At 69.2% G+C, this 23,322-nt stretch carries 25 protein-coding genes; 14 read left to right on the forward strand and 11 right to left on the reverse strand.

Features of this window, described 5'->3' with window-relative positions:
- Window positions 1-20 precede the first annotated feature (20 nt).
- Window positions 21-2,519, reverse strand: coding sequence for a M14 family zinc carboxypeptidase (locus ACLJRM_RS24105; protein WP_410664357.1), 2,499 nt, complete (start codon window positions 2,517-2,519; stop codon window positions 21-23).
- A gap of 112 nt (window positions 2,520-2,631) precedes the next feature.
- Window positions 2,632-3,246, reverse strand: a complete 615-nt coding sequence (locus ACLJRM_RS24110; protein WP_410664532.1) for an excalibur calcium-binding domain-containing protein — start codon at window positions 3,244-3,246, stop codon at window positions 2,632-2,634.
- Between ACLJRM_RS24110 and ACLJRM_RS24115 the strand changes: the two genes are divergently transcribed.
- Window positions 3,131-3,634: a hypothetical protein gene (locus ACLJRM_RS24115; RefSeq protein ID WP_410664541.1), complete on the forward strand. Its 504-nt coding sequence runs from the start codon at window positions 3,131-3,133 to the stop codon at window positions 3,632-3,634. The genes ACLJRM_RS24110 and ACLJRM_RS24115 overlap by 116 nt on opposite strands.
- Before the next feature lie 23 nt (window positions 3,635-3,657).
- The gene (locus tag ACLJRM_RS24120) at window positions 3,658-5,160 is read left to right on the forward strand and encodes an exonuclease domain-containing protein (RefSeq protein ID WP_410664358.1); all 1,503 of its coding nucleotides are present in this window, start codon (window positions 3,658-3,660) and stop codon (window positions 5,158-5,160) included.
- Here ACLJRM_RS24120 and ACLJRM_RS24125 read toward each other — a convergent pair.
- The gene (locus tag ACLJRM_RS24125; RefSeq protein ID WP_410664359.1) at window positions 5,157-5,477 is read right to left on the reverse strand and encodes a nucleotide pyrophosphohydrolase; all 321 of its coding nucleotides are present in this window, start codon (window positions 5,475-5,477) and stop codon (window positions 5,157-5,159) included. The two genes, ACLJRM_RS24120 and ACLJRM_RS24125, sit on opposite strands and share 4 nt — an antisense overlap.
- A gap of 151 nt (window positions 5,478-5,628) precedes the next feature.
- On the opposite strand from ACLJRM_RS24125, the gene ACLJRM_RS24130 reads away from it, so the two are divergent.
- The 5 genes from ACLJRM_RS24130 (at window position 5,629) to ACLJRM_RS24150 (ending at window position 10,360) form a co-directional block, all read left to right on the forward strand.
- Window positions 5,629-6,522, forward strand: a complete 894-nt coding sequence (locus ACLJRM_RS24130) for a nitrate- and nitrite sensing domain-containing protein (RefSeq protein WP_410664360.1) — start codon at window positions 5,629-5,631, stop codon at window positions 6,520-6,522.
- A complete protein-coding gene (locus ACLJRM_RS24135; protein WP_410664361.1) occupies window positions 6,519-7,832 on the forward strand; it encodes a hypothetical protein in 1,314 nt (437 codons plus the stop codon). The genes ACLJRM_RS24130 and ACLJRM_RS24135 overlap by 4 nt, the downstream gene beginning before the upstream one ends.
- Window positions 7,833-8,030: 198 nt before the next feature.
- On the forward strand, window positions 8,031-9,587 hold the full coding sequence (locus ACLJRM_RS24140) for a DUF1841 family protein (protein WP_101611737.1): 1,557 nt from the start codon (window positions 8,031-8,033) through the stop codon (window positions 9,585-9,587).
- A 60-nt stretch (window positions 9,588-9,647) separates the two neighbouring features.
- A complete protein-coding gene (locus ACLJRM_RS24145; protein WP_233223062.1) occupies window positions 9,648-9,947 on the forward strand; it encodes a type II toxin-antitoxin system Phd/YefM family antitoxin in 300 nt (99 codons plus the stop codon).
- Window positions 9,944-10,360 carry a type II toxin-antitoxin system VapC family toxin gene (locus ACLJRM_RS24150; protein ID WP_101611739.1) on the forward strand — a complete coding sequence of 139 codons (417 nt, stop codon included), beginning with the start codon at window positions 9,944-9,946 and terminating at the stop codon, window positions 10,358-10,360. The genes ACLJRM_RS24145 and ACLJRM_RS24150 overlap by 4 nt, the downstream gene beginning before the upstream one ends.
- Before the next feature lie 49 nt (window positions 10,361-10,409).
- Here ACLJRM_RS24150 and ACLJRM_RS24155 read toward each other — a convergent pair whose 3' ends face one another.
- The 3 genes from ACLJRM_RS24155 to ACLJRM_RS24165 all read right to left on the reverse strand — a co-directional run bounded on the left by ACLJRM_RS24155 (window position 10,410) and on the right by ACLJRM_RS24165 (window position 12,765).
- The gene (locus ACLJRM_RS24155) at window positions 10,410-10,580 is read right to left on the reverse strand and encodes a hypothetical protein (protein WP_168214462.1); all 171 of its coding nucleotides are present in this window, start codon (window positions 10,578-10,580) and stop codon (window positions 10,410-10,412) included.
- A 453-nt stretch (window positions 10,581-11,033) separates the two neighbouring features.
- Window positions 11,034-11,966, reverse strand: coding sequence for a type I pantothenate kinase (gene coaA / locus ACLJRM_RS24160; protein WP_101611740.1), 933 nt, complete (start codon window positions 11,964-11,966; stop codon window positions 11,034-11,036).
- A gap of 157 nt (window positions 11,967-12,123) precedes the next feature.
- Window positions 12,124-12,765, reverse strand: a complete 642-nt coding sequence (locus ACLJRM_RS24165; RefSeq protein ID WP_410664362.1) for a macro domain-containing protein — start codon at window positions 12,763-12,765, stop codon at window positions 12,124-12,126.
- Between the two features lie 95 nt (window positions 12,766-12,860).
- Between ACLJRM_RS24165 and pheA the strand changes: the two genes are divergently transcribed.
- The 3 genes from pheA to ACLJRM_RS24180 all read left to right on the forward strand — a co-directional run bounded on the left by pheA (window position 12,861) and on the right by ACLJRM_RS24180 (window position 15,186).
- Window positions 12,861-13,769 (forward strand): prephenate dehydratase, encoded by a 909-nt coding sequence (gene pheA, locus ACLJRM_RS24170; RefSeq protein WP_101611741.1) that lies wholly within the window; start codon window positions 12,861-12,863, stop codon window positions 13,767-13,769.
- Window positions 13,766-14,386: a histidine phosphatase family protein gene (locus ACLJRM_RS24175; RefSeq protein WP_101611742.1), complete on the forward strand. Its 621-nt coding sequence runs from the start codon at window positions 13,766-13,768 to the stop codon at window positions 14,384-14,386. Before pheA ends, ACLJRM_RS24175 begins: the two co-directional genes overlap by 4 nt.
- Window positions 14,387-14,532: 146 nt before the next feature.
- Entirely contained in the window at window positions 14,533-15,186 is a 654-nt protein-coding gene (locus ACLJRM_RS24180; protein WP_101611743.1) for a DUF4232 domain-containing protein, read from the forward strand.
- A 1-nt stretch (window position 15,187) separates the two neighbouring features.
- Here the strand turns inward: ACLJRM_RS24180 and ACLJRM_RS24185 are convergent, their stop codons facing one another.
- From ACLJRM_RS24185 to ACLJRM_RS24200, 4 genes are all read right to left on the reverse strand, one after another.
- Window positions 15,188-15,625 (reverse strand): hypothetical protein, encoded by a 438-nt coding sequence (locus ACLJRM_RS24185; RefSeq protein WP_410664363.1) that lies wholly within the window; start codon window positions 15,623-15,625, stop codon window positions 15,188-15,190.
- Window positions 15,626-15,684: 59 nt separating this feature from the next.
- Window positions 15,685-16,950: an MFS transporter gene (locus tag ACLJRM_RS24190; RefSeq protein ID WP_101611745.1), complete on the reverse strand. Its 1,266-nt coding sequence runs from the start codon at window positions 16,948-16,950 to the stop codon at window positions 15,685-15,687.
- 213 nt (window positions 16,951-17,163) lie between these two features.
- Window positions 17,164-17,514, reverse strand: a complete 351-nt coding sequence (locus ACLJRM_RS24195; RefSeq protein ID WP_007030570.1) for a metallopeptidase family protein — start codon at window positions 17,512-17,514, stop codon at window positions 17,164-17,166.
- A gap of 4 nt (window positions 17,515-17,518) precedes the next feature.
- Entirely contained in the window at window positions 17,519-18,520 is a 1,002-nt protein-coding gene (locus ACLJRM_RS24200; protein ID WP_101613651.1) for a septum formation family protein, read from the reverse strand.
- A 94-nt stretch (window positions 18,521-18,614) separates the two neighbouring features.
- On the opposite strand from ACLJRM_RS24200, the gene ACLJRM_RS24205 reads away from it, so the two are divergent.
- From ACLJRM_RS24205 to ACLJRM_RS24220, 4 genes are read left to right on the forward strand one after another with little or no spacing between them, the layout of a single operon-like run.
- A complete protein-coding gene (locus ACLJRM_RS24205) occupies window positions 18,615-19,226 on the forward strand; it encodes a hypothetical protein (protein ID WP_410664364.1) in 612 nt (203 codons plus the stop codon).
- Window positions 19,227-20,393 carry a glutathionylspermidine synthase family protein gene (locus ACLJRM_RS24210; protein ID WP_410664365.1) on the forward strand — a complete coding sequence of 389 codons (1,167 nt, stop codon included), beginning with the start codon at window positions 19,227-19,229 and terminating at the stop codon, window positions 20,391-20,393.
- A gap of 53 nt (window positions 20,394-20,446) precedes the next feature.
- Window positions 20,447-20,899 (forward strand): DUF350 domain-containing protein, encoded by a 453-nt coding sequence (locus ACLJRM_RS24215; protein ID WP_101611747.1) that lies wholly within the window; start codon window positions 20,447-20,449, stop codon window positions 20,897-20,899.
- Between the two features lie 47 nt (window positions 20,900-20,946).
- Complete coding sequence (locus tag ACLJRM_RS24220; RefSeq protein WP_174720490.1) at window positions 20,947-21,852, forward strand: haloalkane dehalogenase; 906 nt, start codon at window positions 20,947-20,949, stop codon at window positions 21,850-21,852.
- 63 nt (window positions 21,853-21,915) lie between these two features.
- On the opposite strand, the gene ACLJRM_RS24225 is transcribed toward ACLJRM_RS24220, so the two are convergent.
- Window positions 21,916-23,202: an aspartate aminotransferase family protein gene (locus tag ACLJRM_RS24225; RefSeq protein ID WP_410664366.1), complete on the reverse strand. Its 1,287-nt coding sequence runs from the start codon at window positions 23,200-23,202 to the stop codon at window positions 21,916-21,918.
- Window positions 23,203-23,322: the final 120 nt, after the last annotated feature.

Consider the following 23,322-nt stretch of genomic DNA (forward strand, 5'->3'; position numbering starts at 1 on the left):
TAAAGCGTAGACCGTCTAGATCAGCCTGCCGCCCAGTAAACCGCCTTGGCCACCTGCGAATACAAGCCCTTCGGGTGATCGCGGAACAGTGGCTCGGTGCCGAACAGCACCACCTTCCCGCCGAGCCCCGAAGTGCCGGAGACGACGGCTGCCTGTCCCGCCGCTTGCAGCGGCCCGCCGGTGCCGTCGTCCCGGGTCCGCCAATGCCCCGCGACCAGCGGATTCCCGCTCGCGTAGCGCTGCTCGACCCGGACCGAGGAGCCGAGATCGGTGAACCAGAACGGCCCGTAGACGAACGAGGCCGGCAGCGCGCCGGTCCCCACCGGACCGGTCCCGTTGACGACCGAAACGACGCCGTTGCCGTCCTCCCAGCCCGCCACCGGACGCGCTTCGAGAAGTCCCACGTCAGTGTTGAAACGCGCGCCCGTGGCACCACGGGTGATCACGCCGCCGCGGGCCAAGAAGGCCTTCAGAGCGTCCTTCGCGGCCGGGGTGAGGTCGGTGTACCGCAGTCCCGAAGAGACGAACAACAGGTCCACCTTGGACCAGTCGAAACCGGCGTTGAGCACCGCCGCCGACACCGGCCGGACGTCGAAGCCCATGTCCCGCAACGCCTTCAACTCGTCCGGGCCGACGGCTCCCGCGATCGTCTTACGGCTCAGCGGGCTCGCCGTGCCGCGAGCCTCGGTGAACCGGACGCCGTAGCGGTCCGCCACCTCGGCGGCGGCCGGTCGCGCCGACGCCGGGACGACGATCGCGCCGTCCTCCGCGCGTCCCAGTGCGAAGCCGCGGTTCAGCAGGTCGTTGACGGCGCTGACGTCCTTGCCGTCGACGAGCTTCAGCGCGAGGTCCCGGCCGGGCGCGGCGTCGATGCCGCCGGTGGGCGACGCGGCGGTGACGTCGTGCGCCCGGACGTCGAGCCTCCCCTGCTTGACGATGTCGACCGACGCGCCCCACAGCAGGCGGTGGCTCCAGCCGGAGATGTCGTACATGACCGGCACCTTCGCCGAGATGTCGCTGCCCTGTTCCAGCATCACGTTCGCCAGCCCGCGTTTCGGCTGGTGCATGTCCACGAGGTACGAACCGGCCGGGTACCGGCGCCCACCCAGCGAGAACGGGCGTTCGGCCTGCCGCACGCGGACGTCGTTGGCCACCAGATGGTCGACGAGCCGCGAAGCCGCGGAACCCGAGCGCTGGTCCGCGCCCGCGGGGATGACGTACGCGCGCGGGAATTCGGTGCGGTAGCGGTCTTCCGGCCCGAAACCGGGCACGAACCCGTCGGGGATCTCGCGCTGCGCCTCGCCCGCGCCGCCGCGGCGGAACATCTCGATCTGGTTCGCGATCAGCTCACCGCGGTTGCGGTCGACGTAGGTCAGCGTGCTGCCGATGGTGGCCTCGACGACCTCGGTGTTGATCACCGAGCGCCGCCGGAGTTCCGCGACGGGCTGCGTTTCGTAGTCCGCGTTGTTGACCCGCATCGGGATCTCGATCGTGAACGACACCGCGCCGTGGTACATCGCGTACTGGGCCGTGTAGATCGGCGCCCAGCCGTCCCAGCTGCCGGGGTCGTAGTCGCGGAACGGGATCTCCGGCTTCGCCGTCTCCGGTCGTCCCAGCGCCTGGACGGCCTTCTCCATGCCGAGACCGTTGGCGTACCCGTGCTTGATGTAGAGGTCGAAGTCGTAGTTCTGGCCGTGCGGCGGAGTGGTCGGCTCGATGAGCGTGTTCTCGACGTAGCCGTGTTCGTCCAGCATCATCAGCGGCTGCTTGCCGATGGCGATCCCGCGCATCGCCCGCACTTCCGGCTGCGACGAGGTGACGAAGTCGCGGTTGGGATCGAAACCCTGCGACGTCTGCCGCGTGCCGGCGACCCGGCCGTCCGGATTGGCCGTGACGTTGAAGTAGAAGCGGTTCCGCTTCAGCAGTTCGGCGGTCTTGGGATCGTTCGACGTCGCCAGCTTCTCGATGACGCGAAGCGCGCCGTCGGTGCCTTCCCATTCGTTGCCGTGGATGTTGTTGTTGATCCACACCGGCGCCTTGTAACCGTGGCGCAGGAACGGGTCGCGCGCGGCGCGGGCGGGGTCGTTCTCGATCAGCGACCGCCACGCGTCCTGCCGCCGCGTCTCGAACGGGCTTTCCGGCGCGGTGACCGTCACCAGGTAGAGGTCACGGCCGAGGCCCGACTGCCCGGCGATCTCGACCGAGACCCGGTTGCCGCGCGCCTGCAGCGCGTTCAGCTTCGGCGCGATCGCGTGATACGGCGCGAGCCCGAGTTTGATCGACTTGTCGGCCGTGTTCTCCGGGTACACCCGCAGCTTGGTCTTGCGCGGATAACCGGAATGGTCGCCCGCGACGTTCTCGCCCGCCGCTGCCCGCGCGGCACCCATCGCCGGGTCGGTCGCGGCGACGTCGTTGCGTTCCGGCCCGTTGCCGGGGTCCCGATGCGGTGTCGACGGCGGTGGCGCCGCGTACGCCGGCGCGGCGACCGCGCTCAGGGAAAGCATCAGTGCCAGGACCACGGTGCGAGCCGAACGCGACAAGGGCCACCTCCAGGGACGTCGGCACAGTGTTTCGGCTCGCGAAAGACGTCACAAGACCCGAAAGGCGGCTAACCGGGCGCGGGGGAAACGGCTACTCGCAGGCCACGCCGTCGCCGTCCCGGTCGAGTTTGCGGCTGTACCCGGGCTGGCCCGCGTACAACGGCGCCGCGCCTGCCGCGCGCGCGGCGGCGCAGTTCGGGTAGTAAGCGGCCTTGGGCGGGTCCGGTTCCTCCGCCGCGGGCGGAGGGGTGGTCTTCTTCGTGGTGGGCTCGGCCCGAGTGGTCGTCGGCGGCGCCGCGACGGGCTGCTGCGGTGGCGCGACGGAAGTGGGCGGCGTGTCGATCTTGCCGAGGCACGGGGGACCCCAGAGCCCGTTCCCGGCCGTCCGCGCGGCGGCTTCCGCGGCCTGGAGCGCGACACCGACCGTCTTCTCGACAGCCTTGCTCGCGTATTTCGCGTATCCCGCTTTGAGCGCGGTGGTGGAGTAATCGCCACCGTTCACCATGCTGACCGAAGCCAGCGCGACACCGGCGTCATCGGACACGGCTTGAATGACGACTTCCTGTCCCGCAAGTGTGTTCTTTGCCCACGTGACGGTTTCCGTGGCGAAACATCCATTGGTGCTCGGAGGGGTCGCCAAACCGAGAACATGGATGATTTTCCCGCCACCGGGGCCGGTCACCTTGATTGTGCTGGCATCCACCACCTCGGCCACCCGGTACGTATTCGGCGCGGTGGACGAAGACGTCGTCGGGCTCGGCGTCTGTTCGACGCGAACGGCCGCGGCGGCAGGTGGTTCCTGTTGTGGCTGCGGTGTTTTGCCGAAGACGGCGCCGAGTACGAAGAGGACCGAAAAGGCGGAGAGAACGATCATCATCCAGCGAGGCATCCGCTTCTCACGAGAAGGCCGTTCGGTGGGATCGGTGTGCATGGGCGTCCTCGGAATTCTTGCCTCGGGTGGGCTTTGCCGGTTTTTGTCGTTCATCCACCGAATGTCGTTACAAGCCCGGATATTTCGTCACGAAGCGGCCACGAACAGGTCACCGTCGGCGTTCGGGCGTTACGCGGGCGACGGCGTCGCGATCCACCGGTAGATGCTTCGAGAAAAGGAAACGAAATGGCGGAGACAGTCGAAAACCTCGTGTTGACCGGAGACGGCCGGTTCGCCGTGGGCACGACGGAGTTCACCGCCATCGATTTCGAGACCACCGGCCTGCATCCGGGACACGTGGTCGAGGTCGCGGCCGTGCGTGTCCGCGCGGACGGCACGGTCCTGCGCGAGTTCTCGACGCTGGTCAATCCCGGCCGCGGCGTGGACCCCGGTCCGGCCCACGTGCACCGGATCACCCGCCGCGAACTCGACAACGCTCCGTACCTCGGCGAGGTGCTGGGCGATTTCCTCGATCTCTGCCAGGGCAGTGTCCTGGTCGCGCACAACCTGCCCTTCGAGGCGCGGTTCCTCGGCGGGGAATTCGGCAGGCTGGGCGCCCGGGTCCCGCCCATGCCGGGCGTGTGCACGCTGGCCGCGGCGCGACGCTCGCTCCGGCTGCCGAACTACCGCCTGGCCACGGTCGCCGAGGCGGTCGGTGTCGGCGAGTTCGCGGCGCACACGGCACTCGCCGACGCGTACGTGTGCGCGCGGATCGTGACGACCCTGGTGACCACGCACGGCCTCAGGTTCGCGTCCCCGCCGGTGTTCCCGGAACTACCGCGATTCGCGCCGGCCGCACGCCTCTCGCCCCGCCGTGCGGCGGTGCCGAGCGGCGGCACCTGGATGGCGGACTTCGTGGATCGGGTACCCGAGGCTGTTTTCGGCCCGCCCGGCCCGCTGCGGGACGCCTACGTCGAACTGCTCGGGAACGCCTTGGCCGACAGGCACATCTCGGACGCCGAAGCGAGGGCCCTCGTCGCCGCGGCTTCGGCGGCGGGGATGTCGGACGCGGATCTGCATCGGGTGCACACCGGGTTCGTCCGCGCGATGCGTGAGCTCGCCGAGAGCGACGGCGTCATCACCACCGAGGAAGAGCGGGATCTGCGCACCGTCGCGGCGGCACTGAGAGTGCCGGAGGTGCTGCACGGACTCCAGGCCACCGCGACCTCGTCCGGTGGGCGCCGCCGCGTCCTCGTTCTCGGCGACGGGCTGGCGGAGGACGGCTTGCGCGCCGCGGTACTCGACGCGGGGCTCCAACTCGCGAAGAAGCTCACCGCGTCGGTGACCCACCTCGTCGTGGGCTCCGGGGTTCCGCCTGCCGAGCCGCGGATCGCCAGGGCGGGCGAACTCGGTGCGAGGGTGCTCGGAATCGCCGAGGCACGCCAAGCGCTGGGTCTCGTTCCCCAGCCGTCGACCGCGCCTGTCCCGGTCCCCGCTTCGATTCCGGTCCCCGCGCCTCCGGCGCACTGGCCCGCCCATGACAGGCGGACCGGCGTCTTCACGCCTCCGCCGCGGACGCCGTCCGTGCTGCTCTGGGCCGGACGGGTCCTGATGGGGCTCGGAATGCTGCTCATGTTCATCACGGTGCTCGCGCTGTTCGGCGGAGCGGGGCTCGCCGCGGGCATCTTCGTCGGTGTCCTGGGCGTCGGCGGGCTGCTCGGCGGCTGGCAGATCGCCGTCAGGGCCTAACTCCCGGGCGCCGGGAAGCGGTGCTCGTTCCGGTCGATCTTCGCGTTGGCCGCTTCGATCAGATCGATGTCCAGACTGTTCGCCAGCTGCAGAAGGTACAGCGTCACGTCGGCGATTTCGTCGACGACGTTGTGCGCCAGTTCAGGGTCGGAACGCCACTTCGCGGACTCCTCCGGAGTGAGCCACTGGAACAGCGAAGTCAGCTCGCCGACTTCGCCGGATAGAGCCATGACCAGGTTCTTCGGAGTATGGAACGGTTCCCAGGACCGGGCTGCGGCGAAGTCGCGGAGGCGCTGGTTGAGATCGTCGAGTGTCACGTGCCGTGCCTACCAGATCGTCACGGTGCGCTAACCGCCGTATGGCGGACGGGCGTTGACGTGCAATTTGCAACTTGCATAGCGTCGCTCCGCGTCGGGGACCCGATCCGGAAGGAAAGCCTTGACGTACCAGCGAAGCCTTCGCTCTCGCATGCTCTCCATCGCCTTCGTGCCGAGCGCGGCCTTGGTCCTCGTCGCGTTGTTCATCGGCGGATTCCTCGTCCAACAGGCCATTCAGGACCGCGACGACGCCGAAAACGGAGCGATCGTCATGGCCGACGCGAGCCGGGTGATCGCGTTGCTGCAGAGAGACCGGGCAGTCGCGTTGAAGGCGCCGGGCAGCCGTTCCGCCATCTACGCCGCGTACGCCGATCGCATCGACACCTCGCTCTCCTCCCTGCGTGAGATCGCGCGGGCCGCTCCCGACGCCGAGGTCGGCTACCAGCAGACGATCGCCGTCGAGCTGCTCACCGCCGTCGAAGGATTGGACCGCAGCGACTCCCTCGCGGTCGCCGGGATCGACGACGAGGGCCGCCTCGACTACGCCGCGGCGGTCGGCGCCTACCGGTCCAGGCTCGACGCCGTCGCCGGAAAGCTGACGGAAAGTAGTCGCCGGATTTACCGGGAGCTCATCGGCAGCGAGGACTGGAGCCGGTTCGGCGCGGTCGAAACCGCGTTGAGCGCGGCCACGCCGCCGCCCGTCGGGCAGGACGCCTGGCGCGTCGCGGCCGGCGTCGTCGGCCGCTCCCTCGGCGACCTCGCCGCCCGCCAGATCGAGTACTCCGCGCAGCTCGCGATCGACGGCGGCCGCAGGGTGCTGAGCGGCGCACTCGCCGCCGCCGCGTCGATCTCGCTGCTCGCGGGGGTGGTGATGGCGATCGTGATGCTGCTCGCCCGGCGGCTCCCGATCCCGGTCATCCGCTGCCCTTCGCGTGTCGAAGCGACGCCGCTGACCTGGTCACACCTGGTGAGCGATTACGCCGGAAAGAGCACGCTGTTGGCCCACACGCGTCGGCGAACCGGTCGGGCAGACTTGTCCGGGTGAGTTCCACGACGGATCTGCGCCCCTACCTGCGCACCTTGGACGCGGAGACGCTGGCGGACCTGCTTCATGCCCATGCCGAGCGTGACCCTGTGTTACGACAAGCGCTGGAAAGCCGATTCGTCACCCAGGGGAGTGACCTCGCCGAGGCGCACCGCCTCCTCGACACCGCCGTGATGGCGGGCAACGTCGAGTACGCGGCGAAAGTCGGCTCCGTTCTCGACACCCTTCAGCGGCTCCTCGACGCCGGCAGCCGGGCCGATCTCGCCCCGCTCGCCCGCCGGACGGTCGACGACATCAGCGAGATGCTGGAGCAGATCGACGACGCCTCGGGCGAGGTCACGGACCGGTTGGACCGGGCCGTCGAGCTGTACGCGCGGGCCTGCGCCGCGCGCCCGCCGGACCCCGAGAGCCTGGCCGCCTGGATCCTCGAGGTGGAGTTCGACGGTCCGGGATGGCCGGTCATCGAGTTGGCCGACTTCGCCTCGGCGTTGGGGGACAAGGGGATCGCCCGGATAAAGTCCACTGTGGACGATGTGCTCGCGGAGCATCCGTCCGGGGTGAAACGCGAGACGGCCGAGCGGCTGCGCGAAGAGCTCGCGGAGGTGTCCGGCGACGTCGACGCGCTCGTCGCGATCCTCGCCGCCAAGCCGCCGCGGGTCGACGTCAGCCTCAAGATCGTGCGCGTCCTGCGCGCGGCGGGACGGCACAGTGAGGCCATCGCGCACGCGGCGCGGGCGCTCACCCACGACAAGAAGGAAGAGGCGCCTCCGGTCGAAGAGGAGCCGGTTCCCTTGTCTCGCAAGGATTTCGACGAGAGTCCCGGCAGTGCGACGTATCTCGCGCTGCGTCAGGAGTCGCTGGAAACGGGACGGTGGGTCGCGCAGCGGAAGACCGCGCTGGCCAGGTTGCGCGAACTCGCCGCCGAGAGCACGGAGGCCGCGGACGAACTCGTCCGCGCGCTGCTCGGGGAGGACCGGGCCGACGAGGCGTGGCGGGCGGCGGTGCGTTTCGAAGCCTCTTTACCGGTGCGCGTCGAACTCGCGGATTCGCGTTCCGTAGCCCATCCGGCCGAAACCGTTCCCATATACCGGGACCATGTCGAAGAATTGATCACGCATAAAGATCCGAACTCCTACCGCGAGGCGGCCCGGCAGCTGCGCAAACTCCGCGCGGTGCACAAAAAGGCTGGTACGGCTGAGGAATTCAGCTCGTACCTCGGCACGTTGGTGGAAATACACAAACGCAAGACGCGGTTGATCGCCGAGATCAAGGCGGCGAGGATCGCGATTCCGAAAACGATTCGGGCGTAACCGCTTCCACCGCCGGTCGTTATTCGAAGTGAACCGAGGAAACCCGGCGGAGAAGGTCGAGCCACACTGGTGGGCCGACGAAGTCGCGGTGGTCCTGAACCGGTGTCCGCCCGCGCCCTCCCCGCGACCGGGACCCCGCGTTGCGCGCCCAGGACCACCGCGACGAGCCCGATCGGGTCCGCGTGAAAACATGTCGCCATGAGTCCGGTGAGTCGTGCCCGCAAGAAGGCAGCCCAGCCCTCCACTCCGAGTGTGACGGGCCTCTTCAAGGACGTCCTGCGGGACTTCTCGACCCTCGGTGCCGAACCCGAGGTGCTCGACGTCGAACTGCTGACCTCCGAGGTGCTCGGTCAGTGGTGGGAGATCGAGGTCGAGGAGGGCGAGCAGCCGCTGGGCCTGGAGCTCATCGCGTTCGCCGAGCGGAAGATCACCCCCGCCGCGGCCGCGCTGCTCGCCGGGATGCGGGTGTTCGCCGAGACCGAAGAGGAGCGCGAGGCGGCCGCCTCGGCGCTGAACACCGTGCTGGGCCGCGGGATCCCGGAGCCGGAGTGGGCGGCGGACCTGGCCGCGGTGACCGTCGGGGACTGCTGGCGGACCGGGGACGTCTTCGGTGACGAGTCCTCCCTTCTCTGCGTCTTCTCCCGCGGCGGCGCGGAGCACGGGCTGCTCGCGCTGGTCGACTTCACCGAGGGTGGCCGGATCCGCGACGTCGTCGTGGTCGACAAGCCGCAGGACGTGCTGGCCGAGATGCGGCAGCAGGCCGCCGACGACCCGGAGCTGGTCACGCTGGAGCAGGTGCTGCCCGAGCGCGCCCACCAGGTGCTCGCGGACGGGCTGGCCGCGACGGACGTCGTCGAGGAGCCCGACGTCAGCGAGGACTACGCGCGGTTCCACGCGATCGCGCTGGGCTGGATCCGGGCGCTGCCCGCCGCCGAGCCCTCGCCCGAGATCACCGAATGGCCCGAGCAGGTCCGCGACGAGGTCGTCGCCGACTTCATCGGATCCGGGCTCGTCGAGGACACCGAGGCGACGAGGTTCTACGCGCGCCTGCTCGTCGACTACGGCTGCGAGACCGAGCCGGGCAGCCCGCTGCGGGTCGGACCAGAGAAGCTCGCCCGGTTCCTCGAATCACTGCTGGACGGCGAGTTCGAGGTCGACGAGGCGTACGAGGACGCGCTGGAGCCCGCCCTGCTCGGCTGGGTCACCTGGGCCGCCGACCGCGCCGGACTGCCCGAGGCCGCCCGCGTGGCGCTGCTGGAGAGCGCGACCGAATTCCTGGAGGAGTTCGCGCAGGACGAGGACTCCACGCTCGACGTCTACTTCGACGGCTCCGAGGGCATCGAAGACCCGGCCGAACTCGCCGAGGCCCTCGAGCGCCGGATGTTCGCCGTCCCGACCGTCTACACGGAGATCGGCGACGAGGAGCTGGAACTCGAGCCCGTCGACCCCGAACAGCGCCGCCTGCTGGTGATCGGCGAGCACCCCGAGTACCACGAGGCGCTGGCCGAGGAGACCTTCGACGGCGAGCCGAGGATGCGGCTCGCGCTCAAGACCACGATCGTCGACCAGCTCTGGGACGACGAGCCCGCCGAGGTCTGGCAGGCCGTCCGGCGGCTGAGCGAGACCGGGCAGGAGCGCGACGAGATCTTCGATCGCCTCGTCGACGCGCTGTCCGCGCAGCTGAGCGAAGCCGGCGAGCACGAGATGGACTACGACGTCGACGACTACCGGAAGGCGCTCGGCGACCTCGCCTGACGGCCCGTCCCCACCCGCCACCTCCTTGCCATCCCCCCCCAATCCGTCTAGTCTGTCTAGATGGAAGCAGCAACCTGGCAAGTGCAGGACGCCAAGCAGCGGCTGAGCGAGCTGCTGCGCCGGGCCGCGGCCGAGGGGCCGCAGTTCGTCACCAAACACGGGGAGGAGGTGGCCGTGGTGCTGGACATCATGGATTACCGCAGGCTGGCCGGAGGCGGTGAAGCCGTCGATTTCAAACTCGTGCTCTCCGGTGAGCAGCACCATCCCGAATACGGGGAGGCGCTGGCCGACGTGCTGGAGGAGATCGCCGCCGAACGCGCGGAGGACCTGCCGAGGGATGTCACGGAGGTGAGCGGGTGAGCTTTCTGCTGGACACGAACATCGTGTCCGAGGCCCGGCGCCGCACGCAGAACCCGGGTTTCGCCCGGTGGTGGGGCGGGGTGTCGTCGAGCAGGCTCTATTTGAGCGTGCTGACGGTGGGGGAGATCGAGAGGGGAATCCACAAACTCAGGCATCGAGGGGATCAAGACCGGGAGCGGGCGGACGCGCTCGCCGACTGGCTGGCCGGGCTCACCGCGCAGTTCTCGGAACGGATCCTTCCGGTGACCGCCGAAATCGCGGCCGAATGGGGCCGCCAGCACGCGCCGCGGAAAGTGCCGTCCGTCGACGGGCTGATCGCCGCGACCGCCCGGATCCACGAGCTGACCCTGGTCACCCGGAACCTGGCCGACATGGCCGGACTCGGCGCGCAGGTGCACAACCCGTTCGACTGAGTTGCCGAAAAACACGATCCAGACGTCCGGACGCCTGGATCGGTGGTGCTCAGCCCAGCGGTGCCGCCGGGGTGCTCTTGCTCTCCGTGACTTGCGACTTCTTCCGGCGGCGGTCCCCGCGGGCGTCGTCGAAGTCGACGACGAAGGCGCCGGCGGCCATGGCCACCAGGAGTGCGAGTCCGAGAATCGAGCCGACCCAGGTCAGGATGATCGAGAACATCGTGAGCCTCCTCCCTGCTCAAGGTCCTTTTCGAGACCTCGTGAACCCCTGACACAAGGGTCGCCTCGGGGGGCTGTAGCCGGTATCGGCCAACCGGTTACACGTACTGAGCGTGGATCGGCCGATCGGCCGAGGAAATTCACCCACCGGTCGCGGTGCGCGACCGGTCGCCACTGCCGGCTCGCCGGTGGTGCGAAGGCTGGTACTTGTGAGGGAACAGCCGGAATCCGCCCGTGTGATCGGCTTCCGGCGAAGTGATCTTGGATGTCGCCGTGAACGCTCGCCGTGAGTAGAGATTCCGCGCGTGCCCGGTTACGCAGCGTTCCCGTTCGGGCTCGGACAGCGCTGGGTCCGGTCGGTCGTGAGTGGCCCCTTCATCCCGTCACCGGCCCCGCTCACGAACACGCACGCGGCTACCTCACCCACCCAGGTCACCGGCGCACCCCGACCGGCTCAGAGCTTGCGCAGCCGGACCCGGTTGATCGTGTGGTCGGCGTCCTTGCGGAGGACGAGGGTCGCGCGAGGCCGCGTCGGCTTGATGTTCTCCATCAGGTTCGGCTCGTTGATCGTGCGCCACAGGTGGCGCGCCTCGGCGCGTGCCTCGTCGTCCGGGAGACCGGCGAAGTGGTGGAAGTGCGACGCGGGGTCCGCGAACGCGGTGTGCCGCAGTTTGAGGAAGCGCTCGACGTACCAGCGCTCGATGTCGGTCGTCGGCGCGTCCACGTAGATCGAGAAATCGAACAGATCGGAGACGGTGAGCCGGGGGCCCGGCTGGAGGACGTTCAGTCCTTCGAGGATCAGGATGTCGGGTTGCTGAACGACCTGTTCCTCGCCGGGAAGGATGTCGTAGGCGAGGTGCGAGTACACCGGCGCGCTGACCCGTTCCGCCCCGGACTTCACGTCGGTGACGAACCGCAGCAGGGCCCGCCGGTCGTAGCTCTCCGGGAAACCCTTGCGGTGCATGATCCCGCGCCGGACCAGTTCCGCCCGCGGGTGGAGGAATCCGTCTGTGGTGACCAGGTCGACCCTGGGGTGATCCGGCCAGCGGGCGAGCAGGGTGCGCAGGATGCGCGCGGTGGTCGACTTGCCGACGGCGACGCTTCCGGCGATTCCGATGACGTACGGCACCTTGGTGCCCCGACTGTCTTCACCGAGAAAGGTGGTGGTGGCTTCGTACAGCCGTTGCCGGGCGGCGACCTGGAGATTGATCAGCCGGGAGAGCGGCAGGTAGACCTCGGCGACTTCCGCGAGATCGACCTGTTCGCCGAGACCGCGCAGCCGCAGCAGTTCCGCGGCCGTCAGCGGCAGGGGCGTCGACCTGCGCAACTCGCGCCACTGCTCACGGTGCAGCTCGACGTAGGGACTGAGCTCACGGACCCGCGGCATCGCACACTCCTCGCCCGTCGCCAGCGCTGGCGCCGTACAAAACCGTGTAGACGAGTTCTCGGCGGGAAAGCGTGCCTCGAACCGGATGAAGCCGCTTTAACGGTAGGGCTTACGGCTCGTGAACGCGCTGCGATGTGATGTAGCCCGCTTCGGGGCGTTACCGTCCGTTACGGGGACGGCCGGGGGCGAAGACCTCGTCCCACGCCGCGGCGACCTGCCGGGCGCACGAGGCGGGAGCGACCCCGCCGACGCCGGTACCGAGTCCCGGCATCGCGATCGTGTGCACCAGATCACGGACCCGGCCCTGGTCGAGCCTGCCGTCGCGCCACTGCTGGAACACGGCCCGGGCGGCCAGGTACGGGTGCACGGTGTCGCGGGGGAGGCGTTCGCCGGGTTCCCGCATCGTCGGCGCGCTGATCAGCCAGGCGGGCTCGGCCTCGCCGGTGGGCACGATCACGGCTTCGCCGATCGGGAGCTCCCCGCCGTGGTAGGCGAGGACGGCGCTGCGCACGTTCTGCTCGACGCCCGGGTAGGCGCGGGCGTAGACGGCGTCGATGCCGCCCCGCATCCAGCCGTAGGAGTTCGCGGGGCTGACGACGGCCTGGGCGACGACGTCGAGCACCGACCCGCGGTGCACGAAGACCCGTCCGTCCACCGTGTCCGCGACGGTGGTCCAGGCTTGCGCGAGCAGGTCATCGACGGCGCACAGCACCAGCTCCGGGGTGGGATGGTCCGGCAAGGGGGCAAAGGAGGAGTCGGCATCCTCGTGGCCGGTGTGCGTGCCCGGTTCGGCGGTCACGCGCTAAGCATGGCAAAAAAAGCCACCCGGCGTAACCGGTGCGCGTACCGGCTGTCCGAGTGAAAGTCCCTGCGCGGCGTGCGTAATCTGGCGGGGTGTCACGGATCGCTTACTTCGGCCCCCAGGGAACCTTCACCGAACAGGCCGCGCGCCGGCTCGCCCCCGGCGAGGAGCTGATCCCCGCGGAGACCATCCCGGCGGCGCTGGCCGCGGTCCGCGCCGGACGGGCCGACGCGGCCTGCGTGCCGATCGAGAACTCCGTGGAGGGCGCGGTCACCGCCACCCTCGACAGCCTGAGCGAGGCCGAGCCGCTCGTCGCGGTGGCCGAGGTCTTGCTGCCGGTCCACTTCAGCGTGCTGACCCGGCCGGGGACGACCGAGATCCGCACCGTGGCGAGCCATCCGCACGCGCTCGCCCAGGTCCGTCACTGGGTCGAGGCGAACCTGCCCGGCGCGCATCCGGTCGCGACGTCGTCCACCGCCGCGGCCGCGGTCGCGGTCGACGCGGGCGAGTTCGACGCGGCCGTCACCGCGCCGGTCGCCGTCGAGCACTACCCGCTGGAGGTGCTGGCCACCGAGGTCGCCGACGTCCGCGACGCCAAGACCAGGTTCCTGCTGGTCCGAGCACCCGGCGAGCTGCCGGAGCCGACCGGGGCCGACCGCACGTCGATCGTCGCCGCCGCGACGAACCGCACCGGCGCACTGGCCGAACTGCTCACCGAACTGGCGGTCCGCGGGATCAACCTGACCAAGCTGGACGCCCGTCCGACCAGGAACAACTTCGGCGAGTACCGCTTCTTCATCGACTTCGAGGGACATGTGACCGAGCCCCGGATCGGGGACGTGCTGGCCGCGTTGCGCCGCCGGTGCCGCAACGTGCGGTTCCTCGGCTCCCACCCGCGGGCGGACAACGGCACGACCGAGATCGAGCCGGGCGCCGCCAACGAGGATTTCACCGACGCGATCGACTGGGTCGCTTCGGTCAGGAAGGGAGCACAGGCGTGAAACTCCTCCTCGTCCGTCACGGCCAGACCGACGGCAACGTCCGGGGCGCGCTCGACACCGCGCTGCCCGGTCCGCCGCTCACCGAACTGGGGCGCGAGCAGGCCCGGCAGCTCGCGTCGCGGCTGGACGGCGAGCCGGTCGTCGCGGTCTACGCCTCGCAGGCGGTCCGTGCCCAGCAGACCGCCGCGCCGCTGGCCGCCAAGCTCGGCATCGACGTCCAGGTCGTCGACGGCGTGCACGAGGTCGCCGCCGGCGACCTCGAAGGCAAGACCGACAAGGACTCGATCACGACGTACATGAGCGTCGTGCGCCGGTGGACCCTCGGTGAACTCGACCCGCCGATCCCCGGCGGTGAGACCGGCGCGCAGGTCCGCACCCGGATGCTCGACGCGGTCGCCCGGCTGCGCGCCAAGCACGAGCAGGCCGACCCCGACGGCACGGTGGTGCTGGTGAGCCACGGTGGCGCGATCCGGCTGGGCGGCGAGTGGCTCGCCGGGAACGTCACCGCCGAGGTCGCCAACCAGGGCCTCATCCCGAACACCGGCGTCGTCGAACTCGTCGCGACCTCCGACGGCTGGACCTGCCTCACCTGGGCGGAAGCCCCCGTCGACCGCTGACCCTCCCGCGTTTGCCTCCGCTCCCGCCGGGGAATACCCCCACGAGATCAATTAACACCTTGTGGGGAATTAACCGCAGGAGCGCAACCTCCGCAGCGGACAACACGTCTACTTCAGTGGTGGGTCACCCGGCTACAGGGAGGCGAATGACCATGGTTCGTTCGAAGATGATCTCCATCGGCGGTCTCATCGCGGGTACCGCCGGGCTCCTGCTGCTCAGCGCCTGCGGTTCGGAAACCGCACCCGTCGCGCAGAGTTCGTCCGCGTCGCCGTCCAGTTCGGCACCGGAGACCTCCGTCGCGCCCAGTGCGAGCTCGTCGAGTCCGGCACCCGCTTCGCAGCCCGCCCAGGCACCCGCCCCGGCGCAGAAGAGCGACGGGCTCTGCAAGGCGGGCGACGTCAAACTGTCCGTCGGCGGCGGCGACGCGGCCGCGGGGACCGTGTACCGGAAGCTCGTCATCACCAACACGAGCGGGCACGCGTGCACCATCCAGGGCTTCCCCGGCGTCTCCTACGTGACCGGCGCGGACGGCCACCAGGTCGGTGAGGCCGCGTTCCGCGACGGCGCCAAGGGCGAGCCGGTCCAGCTGAACAACGGCGACAGCGCGTCCGCCGACATGGGCTTCGTGAACGTCCGCAACTACGACGAGGCGGCCTGCAAGCCCACCGAGACCCGAGGGCTGCGGGTGTACCTGCCGCAGGAGACGGCTTCGAACTTCGTGTCGGTGCCGGGGCTCGGCTGTGCGGGGAAGATCCCCGGCAACCAGCTGACCGTCAAGACGGTCCACAAGGGAGCATGACCTAGAGCTGGGTGCAGAGCTGTTCGGCCTGCGCCAGATGCCGCTGGCCGGAGATCTGGTTGAAGTGCAGGCTGAACACCATCCGGCTGACCCCGTCGATGTGCTCGGCCAGCGGCCGGTAGGTGTCGTTGGCGGCGGCCGCCGCGGCGGAGAGTTCGCGGGCGGCCGTCATCCGGTGCAGGATCTCGGGGGCCAGCACCGCCACGGTCCGCTCGCCGGGCGCGGCGCCGGTGGTGTCCGGGATCGTGCCGACCCTGGCCAGTGCGTTGCACGCCTCCTGCGCGTCTTCCAGCGCTCCCGCGTTGACGCTCGACAGAGCCCACAGCATGCCCATCACGCCGGCGCCGATCACGAAACCGGCGACAGCCGTGAGCACTTGCGGGCGTCTGGAAGGTTCTGTCGTCCCCACGCCGGCCTCCGGCACCAGTGTCTGCTGCATCGCGGACCTCCCTCACCAGCACGGGTGATGGGCTATTTCAGCACCAAAGGCCTTTGTTTTCACTGGTCTTGGTGGAGAACCCGCACCTCCGTGGCCGATTCGTCATCGAACGCGCCTTGCCGTGACGAGACGAACGCGAAACCGGCCACACCGAACAGCAGAAGCCCGGACGTGAGGAACGTCCGGGCCGGGGATCCGAGGGCGTGGGTGAGGACCCCGCCGAGCAGGGCGCCGACCGGGATCGCGCCCCAGACGACGGTGCGCCACACGCCGAGGACCCTGCCGAGCAGTTCACCGGGGACGAGCGTGTGCCTCGCCGTCCCCAGCACGATGTTCACCGAGACGACGGCCGCCGCGAACAGGCCGAACAGCGCCGCCCCGGCCACCGGCGAACTCGTCAGCCCCATGCCGGTGAACGCCACGCCACAGCAGGCGGTGCCCCCGAGGAGCACCGCGCGGCGGCTGAACGTCTTCACCAGTCGCGGGGCGATGCCCGCGCCCAGCAGGCCGCCGATGCCTCCGACGAACGCGAAGAGCCCGAAGGCCGCTTCGCTGAGGCGCAGGTGCTCGATCGCGTACAGCACCAGCTGCGCCTGCGCGAGTTCGCTGACCAGGCTGATCAACCCGGCGACGACGACCAGGCGCATCATCAGCCTGTTGTGCTTCAACCAGCGGAAACCCTCCGCCAGCTCGGTGCGAAGGTCCGCGCGGGCGCCCTGGTCGGCGGAAGGACGAGCCCGGTAGCTCCCGGCGAGCCCGATCAGCACGACCGCCGCGATCGCGAAGCCCACCGAGTTGAGCAGGAACGGGAACGTCGCGAAGAGCGCGAAGGTGGCGCTGCCGACAGGCCCGCCGAGGAAGGTCTGGCCGACGATCTCGCAGGCCTGGAGCTTGCTGTTCGCGCTGTCGAGGGAACCCTTGTCGACGACCGCCGGGATGAGCACGTTCGCGGCGCTGTCGGCGACGACCTCCGCGACGCCGATGAGCAGGGCGGCGGCGTAGACCACCCAGATCGTCACCCCGCCTGCCGCGACCAGGGCGGCCATGCCGCCGACGACCACCGCGCGGGCGCTGTTCGCGAGGATCATCGCGCGCCGCCGGTCGATCCGGTCCAGGAGCGCGCCCGCCGGGAGCGCGAACAGCAGCCACGGCAGGAACTGGGTCGCCGAGAGGCCGGCGATGAGCAGCGGATCGCGGGTCAGGGTGACCGCGAGCAGCGGGAACGCGACCTTGCCGATCCCGTCGCCGAGGTTCGACGCCGCACTGGACGCGAGCAACCAGCGCAAGCGCCGGTCGCCCCTCCTGCCCGTCGTCGTCTCGGCCATGCACGCCTCCCCAGGCTTTCGCCGGCGCCGGCCGACGACAACGTGTCGAAAAGTTTAGCGGGGTTGTCGCCCAAAGTGGCTGGCTTGTTACGCCCAGTTAAGAATCCGAAGAACCCTTGGTGCCCGACGCACAAAAATCACCGACCATGCCGCTTCCGGCGCGGAATCCGCCGGGAAGGAGCAAGGGACCTTTGCTATCGCCTGTCCCGCGGTTCAGCCCCAGCCGAGTTCGTGCAGGCGCGCGTCGTCGATGCCGAAATGGTGGCCGACCTCGTGGACCACCGTGATCAGAACCTCCTCGACGACATCCTCCTCGGTGTCGCACATCTGCAGCAGCGGCCGCCGGTAGATCGAGATCCGGTCCGGCAGCACCCCGCCGTACTCGTGGGTCCGCTCGGTCAGCGCGACCCCGTGGTAGAGCCCGAGGATCGTGGGCGACTCCTCGTTGAACTCCTCGACGAGGACCACGACGTTGTCCATCGCGTCCGCGAATTCGGGCGGAAGCTCGTCCAGCGCCTCCGAAACCAGCTCCTCGAAGCGCTGCTGCGTCATCTCGACGGGCACGCGATCACCCGCCGGTCTTCGGGGCCGAAGACGACGCCGGCGGGGCGCCGCCGTCGGAAGAGGGCGGGGCCTCGCCGTTGCCGACCTTGACGCTCCCGGTGACGGGCGCGAGCCCCTTGTTGTCCGGCAGGGGCGCCGCCACCTTGCAGTTCACCAGCGTCGACCCGGCGTCCCAGCTCTCCTGCTCACGGACGTCCCAGCCGATGATGAGCTTCTTCGCCGCCAGGTCCGCGTTGCCGGTGTAGTCCTGCGCGGCCGTCGAGCATTCGGTGTCCAACCAGGTGTTCTGCTGTTCCTGTGACGGGTAGCCGTCCTTGAACTTCGTCTTGAGGTCGAGTGTCGCGATCATCTCGTAGGAGTGCGGCTGGGCGCAGTCGATCGGGTCGCCGAAGCTGTTGTTGAGCAGCGCGAGGCAGGTGCCGGGCTCCCACACCGCGGACTGGTCCTGCTCCTTCGCCAGTCCCTTGGTCGGTTGCAGCTTGCCGCCCTGACCAGCCCATTGCAGGCCGCACCGCAGCTGCCGGTCGCCGTCCTCCCACTGTGCGGGAGTCGGCCGGAGCAGGTTCATGCTCAACTTGCCGTACGGATCCAGCGTGCGGCCGAGGTACGGCTTGACGTCGACAGTGCAGCGTGACCGGGAGATCTCCTGCCACTGCTCCAGGTTCGGGCTCGGCACGCCCGCCGGGTACTGCGCGCCGATGTCGACGATGCTGGTGACCTCGAACAGATGGGACTCCGCGCAGGGCACGCGCCGCGCGTCGTTGGCATCCGGGTTGTTCCAGGTCAGGCAGGTGCCTGGGGGAGATTGGAACGCTTCGACCGCCGCGGGTGACAGTTTGGGGGCGCCGCCGCCCGCACCGCCCTCCGGGCCCACGTTCCACGAGAACGCCACACTCAGCGAAAGCGCGATGATCGCGCCCACGAACACACCGGCCATGACGAGCCGGGTGCGCAGGGTGCTCAGCGCGTTTCGCGGATAACGGAACCGCTCGGCCTGTTGAGACATCCACTCCATGATGCCCGCGCCGCACGTAAGGTGCGCATACCGGGTGGTTAGTGTTGGACACGGGTTCGGGCCGGCGGGCGATTACGGAGCTTCGATGACGCAGGATGACAACCAGGGGGCGGAGCGGCCCCAGGAACCGCCGAAGCGCGGTTCGATGCGGTTCCAGGACGACAGCACGCAGGCGCGGCAACCGTCGTTGGCCGAGCAGCGGGCACGGCAGCAGGCGCTGGCCGAGCAGGAGCGTCAAGAGGTGCTCGACGCCGAAGCCGCGCGCGCCGCCGAGAAGAAGTCTTCGACCAAGAAGAAGATCCTGATCGGCACAGGTGTGACCGTCGGGCTGGTCGGCTTGATCGCGACGTTCTACACCGTCGCGAAGCCCGAAGAGGTCACGGCGGTCTGCGCCGCCAAGGACACGGACATCGTCAACGACGATCAGAACTGCGACGAGAACTACGTGCGGACGCACGGCGGTTACACCGGCGGCGGCTTCTTCTTCCTCCCGATCGTCGGTGGCGGTTACAACAGCTACCGCTACAACTACGGCGGCTCGGGCGCGATCGGGCAGCGGGTGTCCGGTGGTTCGTACACCGCGCCGTCGGGGGCGAACGTCAGCACCAAATCGGGCAAGTCCGTCCAGCGCGGCGGGTTCGGCATCAGCGGCAAGAGCGGTACCTCCGGCGGTACCGGCAAGAGCGGGGGCTCGTAGTTGTATCGGGATTCCAAGCCGCCCCGGCGGGACTGGCAGAAAATCGTCGAGGAGCAGGGGCTGGTCTTCGGCACCCCCGCTCGTGACGGCGCCGGCAAGTCCAGGCCGTACTGGGACGAGTCGGTCCACTACGTCTTCGAGATGGACGAGATCCTGTCCGTCGAGGCGGACGTGGAACTGCTGCACTCGATGTGCCTCGAAGCCGTCGACAACGTGATCACCACCGAGCAGTACCACCGCTTCGGCATCCCCGAGTGGGTCTGGCCGCATATCGCCGAGTCGTGGAAGCGGCAGGATCCGCACGTCTACGGCCGGTTCGACCTGCGCTACGACGGCAAGAGCCCGGCGAAGCTGCTCGAATACAACGCCGACACCCCGACCTCGCTGCTCGAGGCCGCGGTGCTGCAGTGGCACTGGAAGACCGCGGTCTTCCCCGAGGACGACCAGTGGAACTCGATCCACGAGAAGCTGGTCGAGCGCTGGGGCGAGCTCGCCGAGAAGCTGCCTTCGAACGAACTGCACTTCACCTGGTCGTCCGCCGATCCGTCCGGTGAGGACCACGTGACGACGGCGTACCTGCAGGAGACCGCGGCCGAGGCCGGGCTCGACACCGTCGGCCTGTCGATCGAGGAGATCGGCTGGGACCCGGTGCTCAAGCGGTTCGTCGACCTCGAAGAGGCGCAGATGGCGACCGTGGTGAAGCTCTACCCGTGGGAATGGGTGGTCGACGAGGAGTTCGGCCGCTTCGCCGTCGAGACGATGCCTCGCACGCTCTGGGTCGAGCCGCTGTGGAAGATGATCCTCTCCAACAAGACGCTGCTCGCGATCCTGTGGGAGAACTACCCGGGCCACCCGAACCTGCTGCCCGCCTTCGCCGACGACCCCGGTCTGCTGACCGAGTACGTCCGCAAGCCGAAACTCGGCCGCGAGGGCGCGAACGTGCAGATCGTCGCCACCGGGTACGAGACGCAGACCGACGGCGTCTACGGCGCCGAAGGCTACGTCTACCAGGCGTTCGACCCGCTCCCGGAGTTCCAGGGGTACCGGCCCGCGCTCGGCGCGTGGATCGTCGGGGACCACGCCGCCGGCCTCGGGATCCGCGAAACCGCAGGTCTCGTTACGGACGACGGTGCGGCATTCGTCCCGCACCGCATCGTCGAGACGTGATAGAAGCAACCGCACAAACCTGACATTCTCGACTTGCACCTCTGGAGAACCCTGTGACGACCACCCTTGCGCTGTCCGACACGTTCGGCTCCGACCTCGTGCGAGGGATCGGCGCGATCCTGCTGTACGGCGTCGTCGGCCTGCTGCTGATGTTCGCCGGGTTCTGGGCGATCGACTGGACCACGCCCGGCAAGCTGGCCCAGCTGGTCAGCCGCGGCCTGCCGAACGCGGTCATCGTGACCGCGTCGGGCCTGCTGTCGATGGCGTTCATCGTCGTCGTGGCGATCGCGAACTCCGCCAGCGACCTGACCGAGGGCCTCATCACCTCGCTGGTCTACGGCCTGCTCGGCATCGTGGTGCAGGTGCTGGCCGTCCGGCTGCTGGAGTGGGCGACCCGCATCGACGTCCGCTCGACCATCGAGAGCGAGAAGTTCGCCCCGGTCAGCGTCGTGGTCGCCGCCGCGCACCTCGCCCTCGGCCTGGTCGTGGCCGTCGGCATCTCCTGACCTCACGAAACCGGCATAGGCGCACGATTCCCACTAACGTGGGTGTCGTGCGCCTTTTGAGGACACCGGACGACCGGTTCTCGGACCTGCCCGATTTCGATTTCGAACCGCGCTACGCGGAACTCGTCGACCTTCACGGCGGCGTGATCAGAGTGGGTTACGTGGAGGCCGGACCCGCGGATGGGCCGCCCGTTCTCCTGTTGCACGGCGAGCCCACCTGGTCCTACCTCTATCGCAAGGTCATCCCGGTGCTCGCCGACGCCGGACTGCGCGCCATCGCGCCCGACCTGGTCGGCTTCGGCCGATCCGACAAACCCGGCGACATGGTCGACCACACCTACCAGCGGCACGTCGAGTGGATGCGCGCGTTCGCCTTCGACGTGCTCGACCTCACCGAGGTCACCCTGGTCGGCCAGGACTGGGGCGGCCTGATCGGCCTGCGGCTGGTCGCCGAAAACCCCGATCGCTTCTCCCGGGTCGTCGCGGCCAACACCGGCCTCCCCAGTGGCGACACCGACATGCCGGAGATCTGGCACAAGTTCCGCGACACCGTCGAGAACGCCCAGGTCCTCGACGTCGGCCGGTTCGTCCAGTCGGGCTGCCAGACCAAGCTGTCCGAGGAGGTCCGCGCCGCCTACGACGCGCCCTTCCCGAACGAGATGTACAAGGCCGCGCCGCGCGCGATGCCGTCACTGGTGCCGGTCACCCCGGACGATCCGGCCTCGGCCGCCAACCGGGCCGCGCTGAAGGTGCTCGCCGAACTGAACAAGCCGTTCCTGGTCTCGTTCTCCGACGGCGACCCGATCACCGCGCCGTGGGGCCTCGAACTGCGGGGCTCGATGCGCGGCGCCCGCGAACTCGAGCATCCGACGATCACCGGCGCCGGCCACTTCCTGCAGGAGGACGCCGGCGTACGGCTGGGCGAGGTTATCGCCCGTTTTGTCCGTTCCTGAAGCGCTATGAAGGGGACTTTCATTGCAAAATTTGCAATGAAAGTCCCCTTCATTGCACGCGGGTCAGGAGATGGCGGCGGCTAGTGCGTCCACGATGATCCCCAGGCCCTCCGCGGCCTCGTCGGCGGTGAGCGTCATCGGCGGCGCGATCCGCAGCACGTTGCCGTGCAGCCCGCCCTTGCCGATCAGCAGCCCGCGCGCCTTGGTCTCCTCCATCATCCGCGCCGCGGCCTGGGTGTCCGGCTCCATGCCGCCCGGTTCGACCAGTTCGACGCCGATCATCAGGCCCTTGCCGCGGACGTCCCCGATCAGCGGATGCCCCGAAGCGCGCAGGCCGGACAGCAGCTCGTTGCCCCGGGCGAGTGCGTTGGCCTGGAGGTCGTGGTCGGCGATGTGGTCGAGGACCGCCGCCGCGCCCGCCATCGCGACCGGGTTGCCGCCGAAGGTCGAGATCGAGTTCGCGGTCAGGCAGTCGACGAGGTCGCCGCGGGCCACGAGACCGCCGATCGCGAGGCCGTTGCCGAGGCCCTTCGCGAAGGTCATCGCGTCGGGGACGACGTCATGCGCCTGGATCCCCCAGTAGTGTTCCCCGGTCCGTCCCCAGCCGGTCTGGACCTCGTCGGAGATGAACAGGATCCCGTACTGGTCGAGGACCTCCTTCATCGCCTTGAACAGGCCGTCCGGCGGTGAGCTGAACCCGCCGACGCCCTGGATCGGCTCGGCGATCATGCAGGCGACGTCGCCCGAGGTGCCCGTCTCCAGGACGTCGACCAGGTCCGCGACGCACGCGTCGATGTACTCCGTGTCCGAAAGCGCCCGGAACGGGCTGCGGTACCGGTAGCCGCCGTGGACGTAGCTCACCTTCACCGGGCTGAGCGACGACGCCGACCAGCCGCGGTTGCCCGTGATGCCGACCGTCGCGAACGACCGCCCGTGGTACGAGTTCCGCATCGCCAGCACCTGGTTGCTGCGCCGGTACTGGGTGGCGAGCATCAGCGCGGTGTCGTTGGCCTCGGTCCCGGAGTTGGTGAAGAACACCTTCGCGTCGGGGATGCCGGAGAGCTTCGCGATGCGCTCGGCCAGTTCGACCTGCGAGCGGATCAGGTACAGCGTCGAGGTGTGCAGGATCCCCGTGTCGAGTTGCTTGCGCACGGCGTCGCTGATCGCCGAGACGTCGTAGCCCATCGAGTTCGTCAGGATGCCCGCGAAGAAGTCGAGGTAGCTCCGCCCGGTCGAGTCGATGACCCGGCGGTCCTGCGCGTGCACGATCTCGATCGGCTCGTCGTAGTAGAGCGCCAGCCAGGACGGCAGTACCGCCTTGTGCCGCGCCAGCAGGTCCGCATCGGTCATCGCGTTTTCTCCGTCCGCAGCAGGGAGATCTCAGTATGGGGAGGGCCCGAAACGGGCGACAACGATCAGACTGTCGGGTTATCCGCGGCGGCCCGCACAGTCTGTACGGGGAAACTGCCT

It is taken from the genome of Amycolatopsis sp. lyj-84, assembly GCF_046549075.1.
Taxonomy (GTDB): Bacteria; Actinomycetota; Actinomycetes; order Mycobacteriales; family Pseudonocardiaceae; genus Amycolatopsis.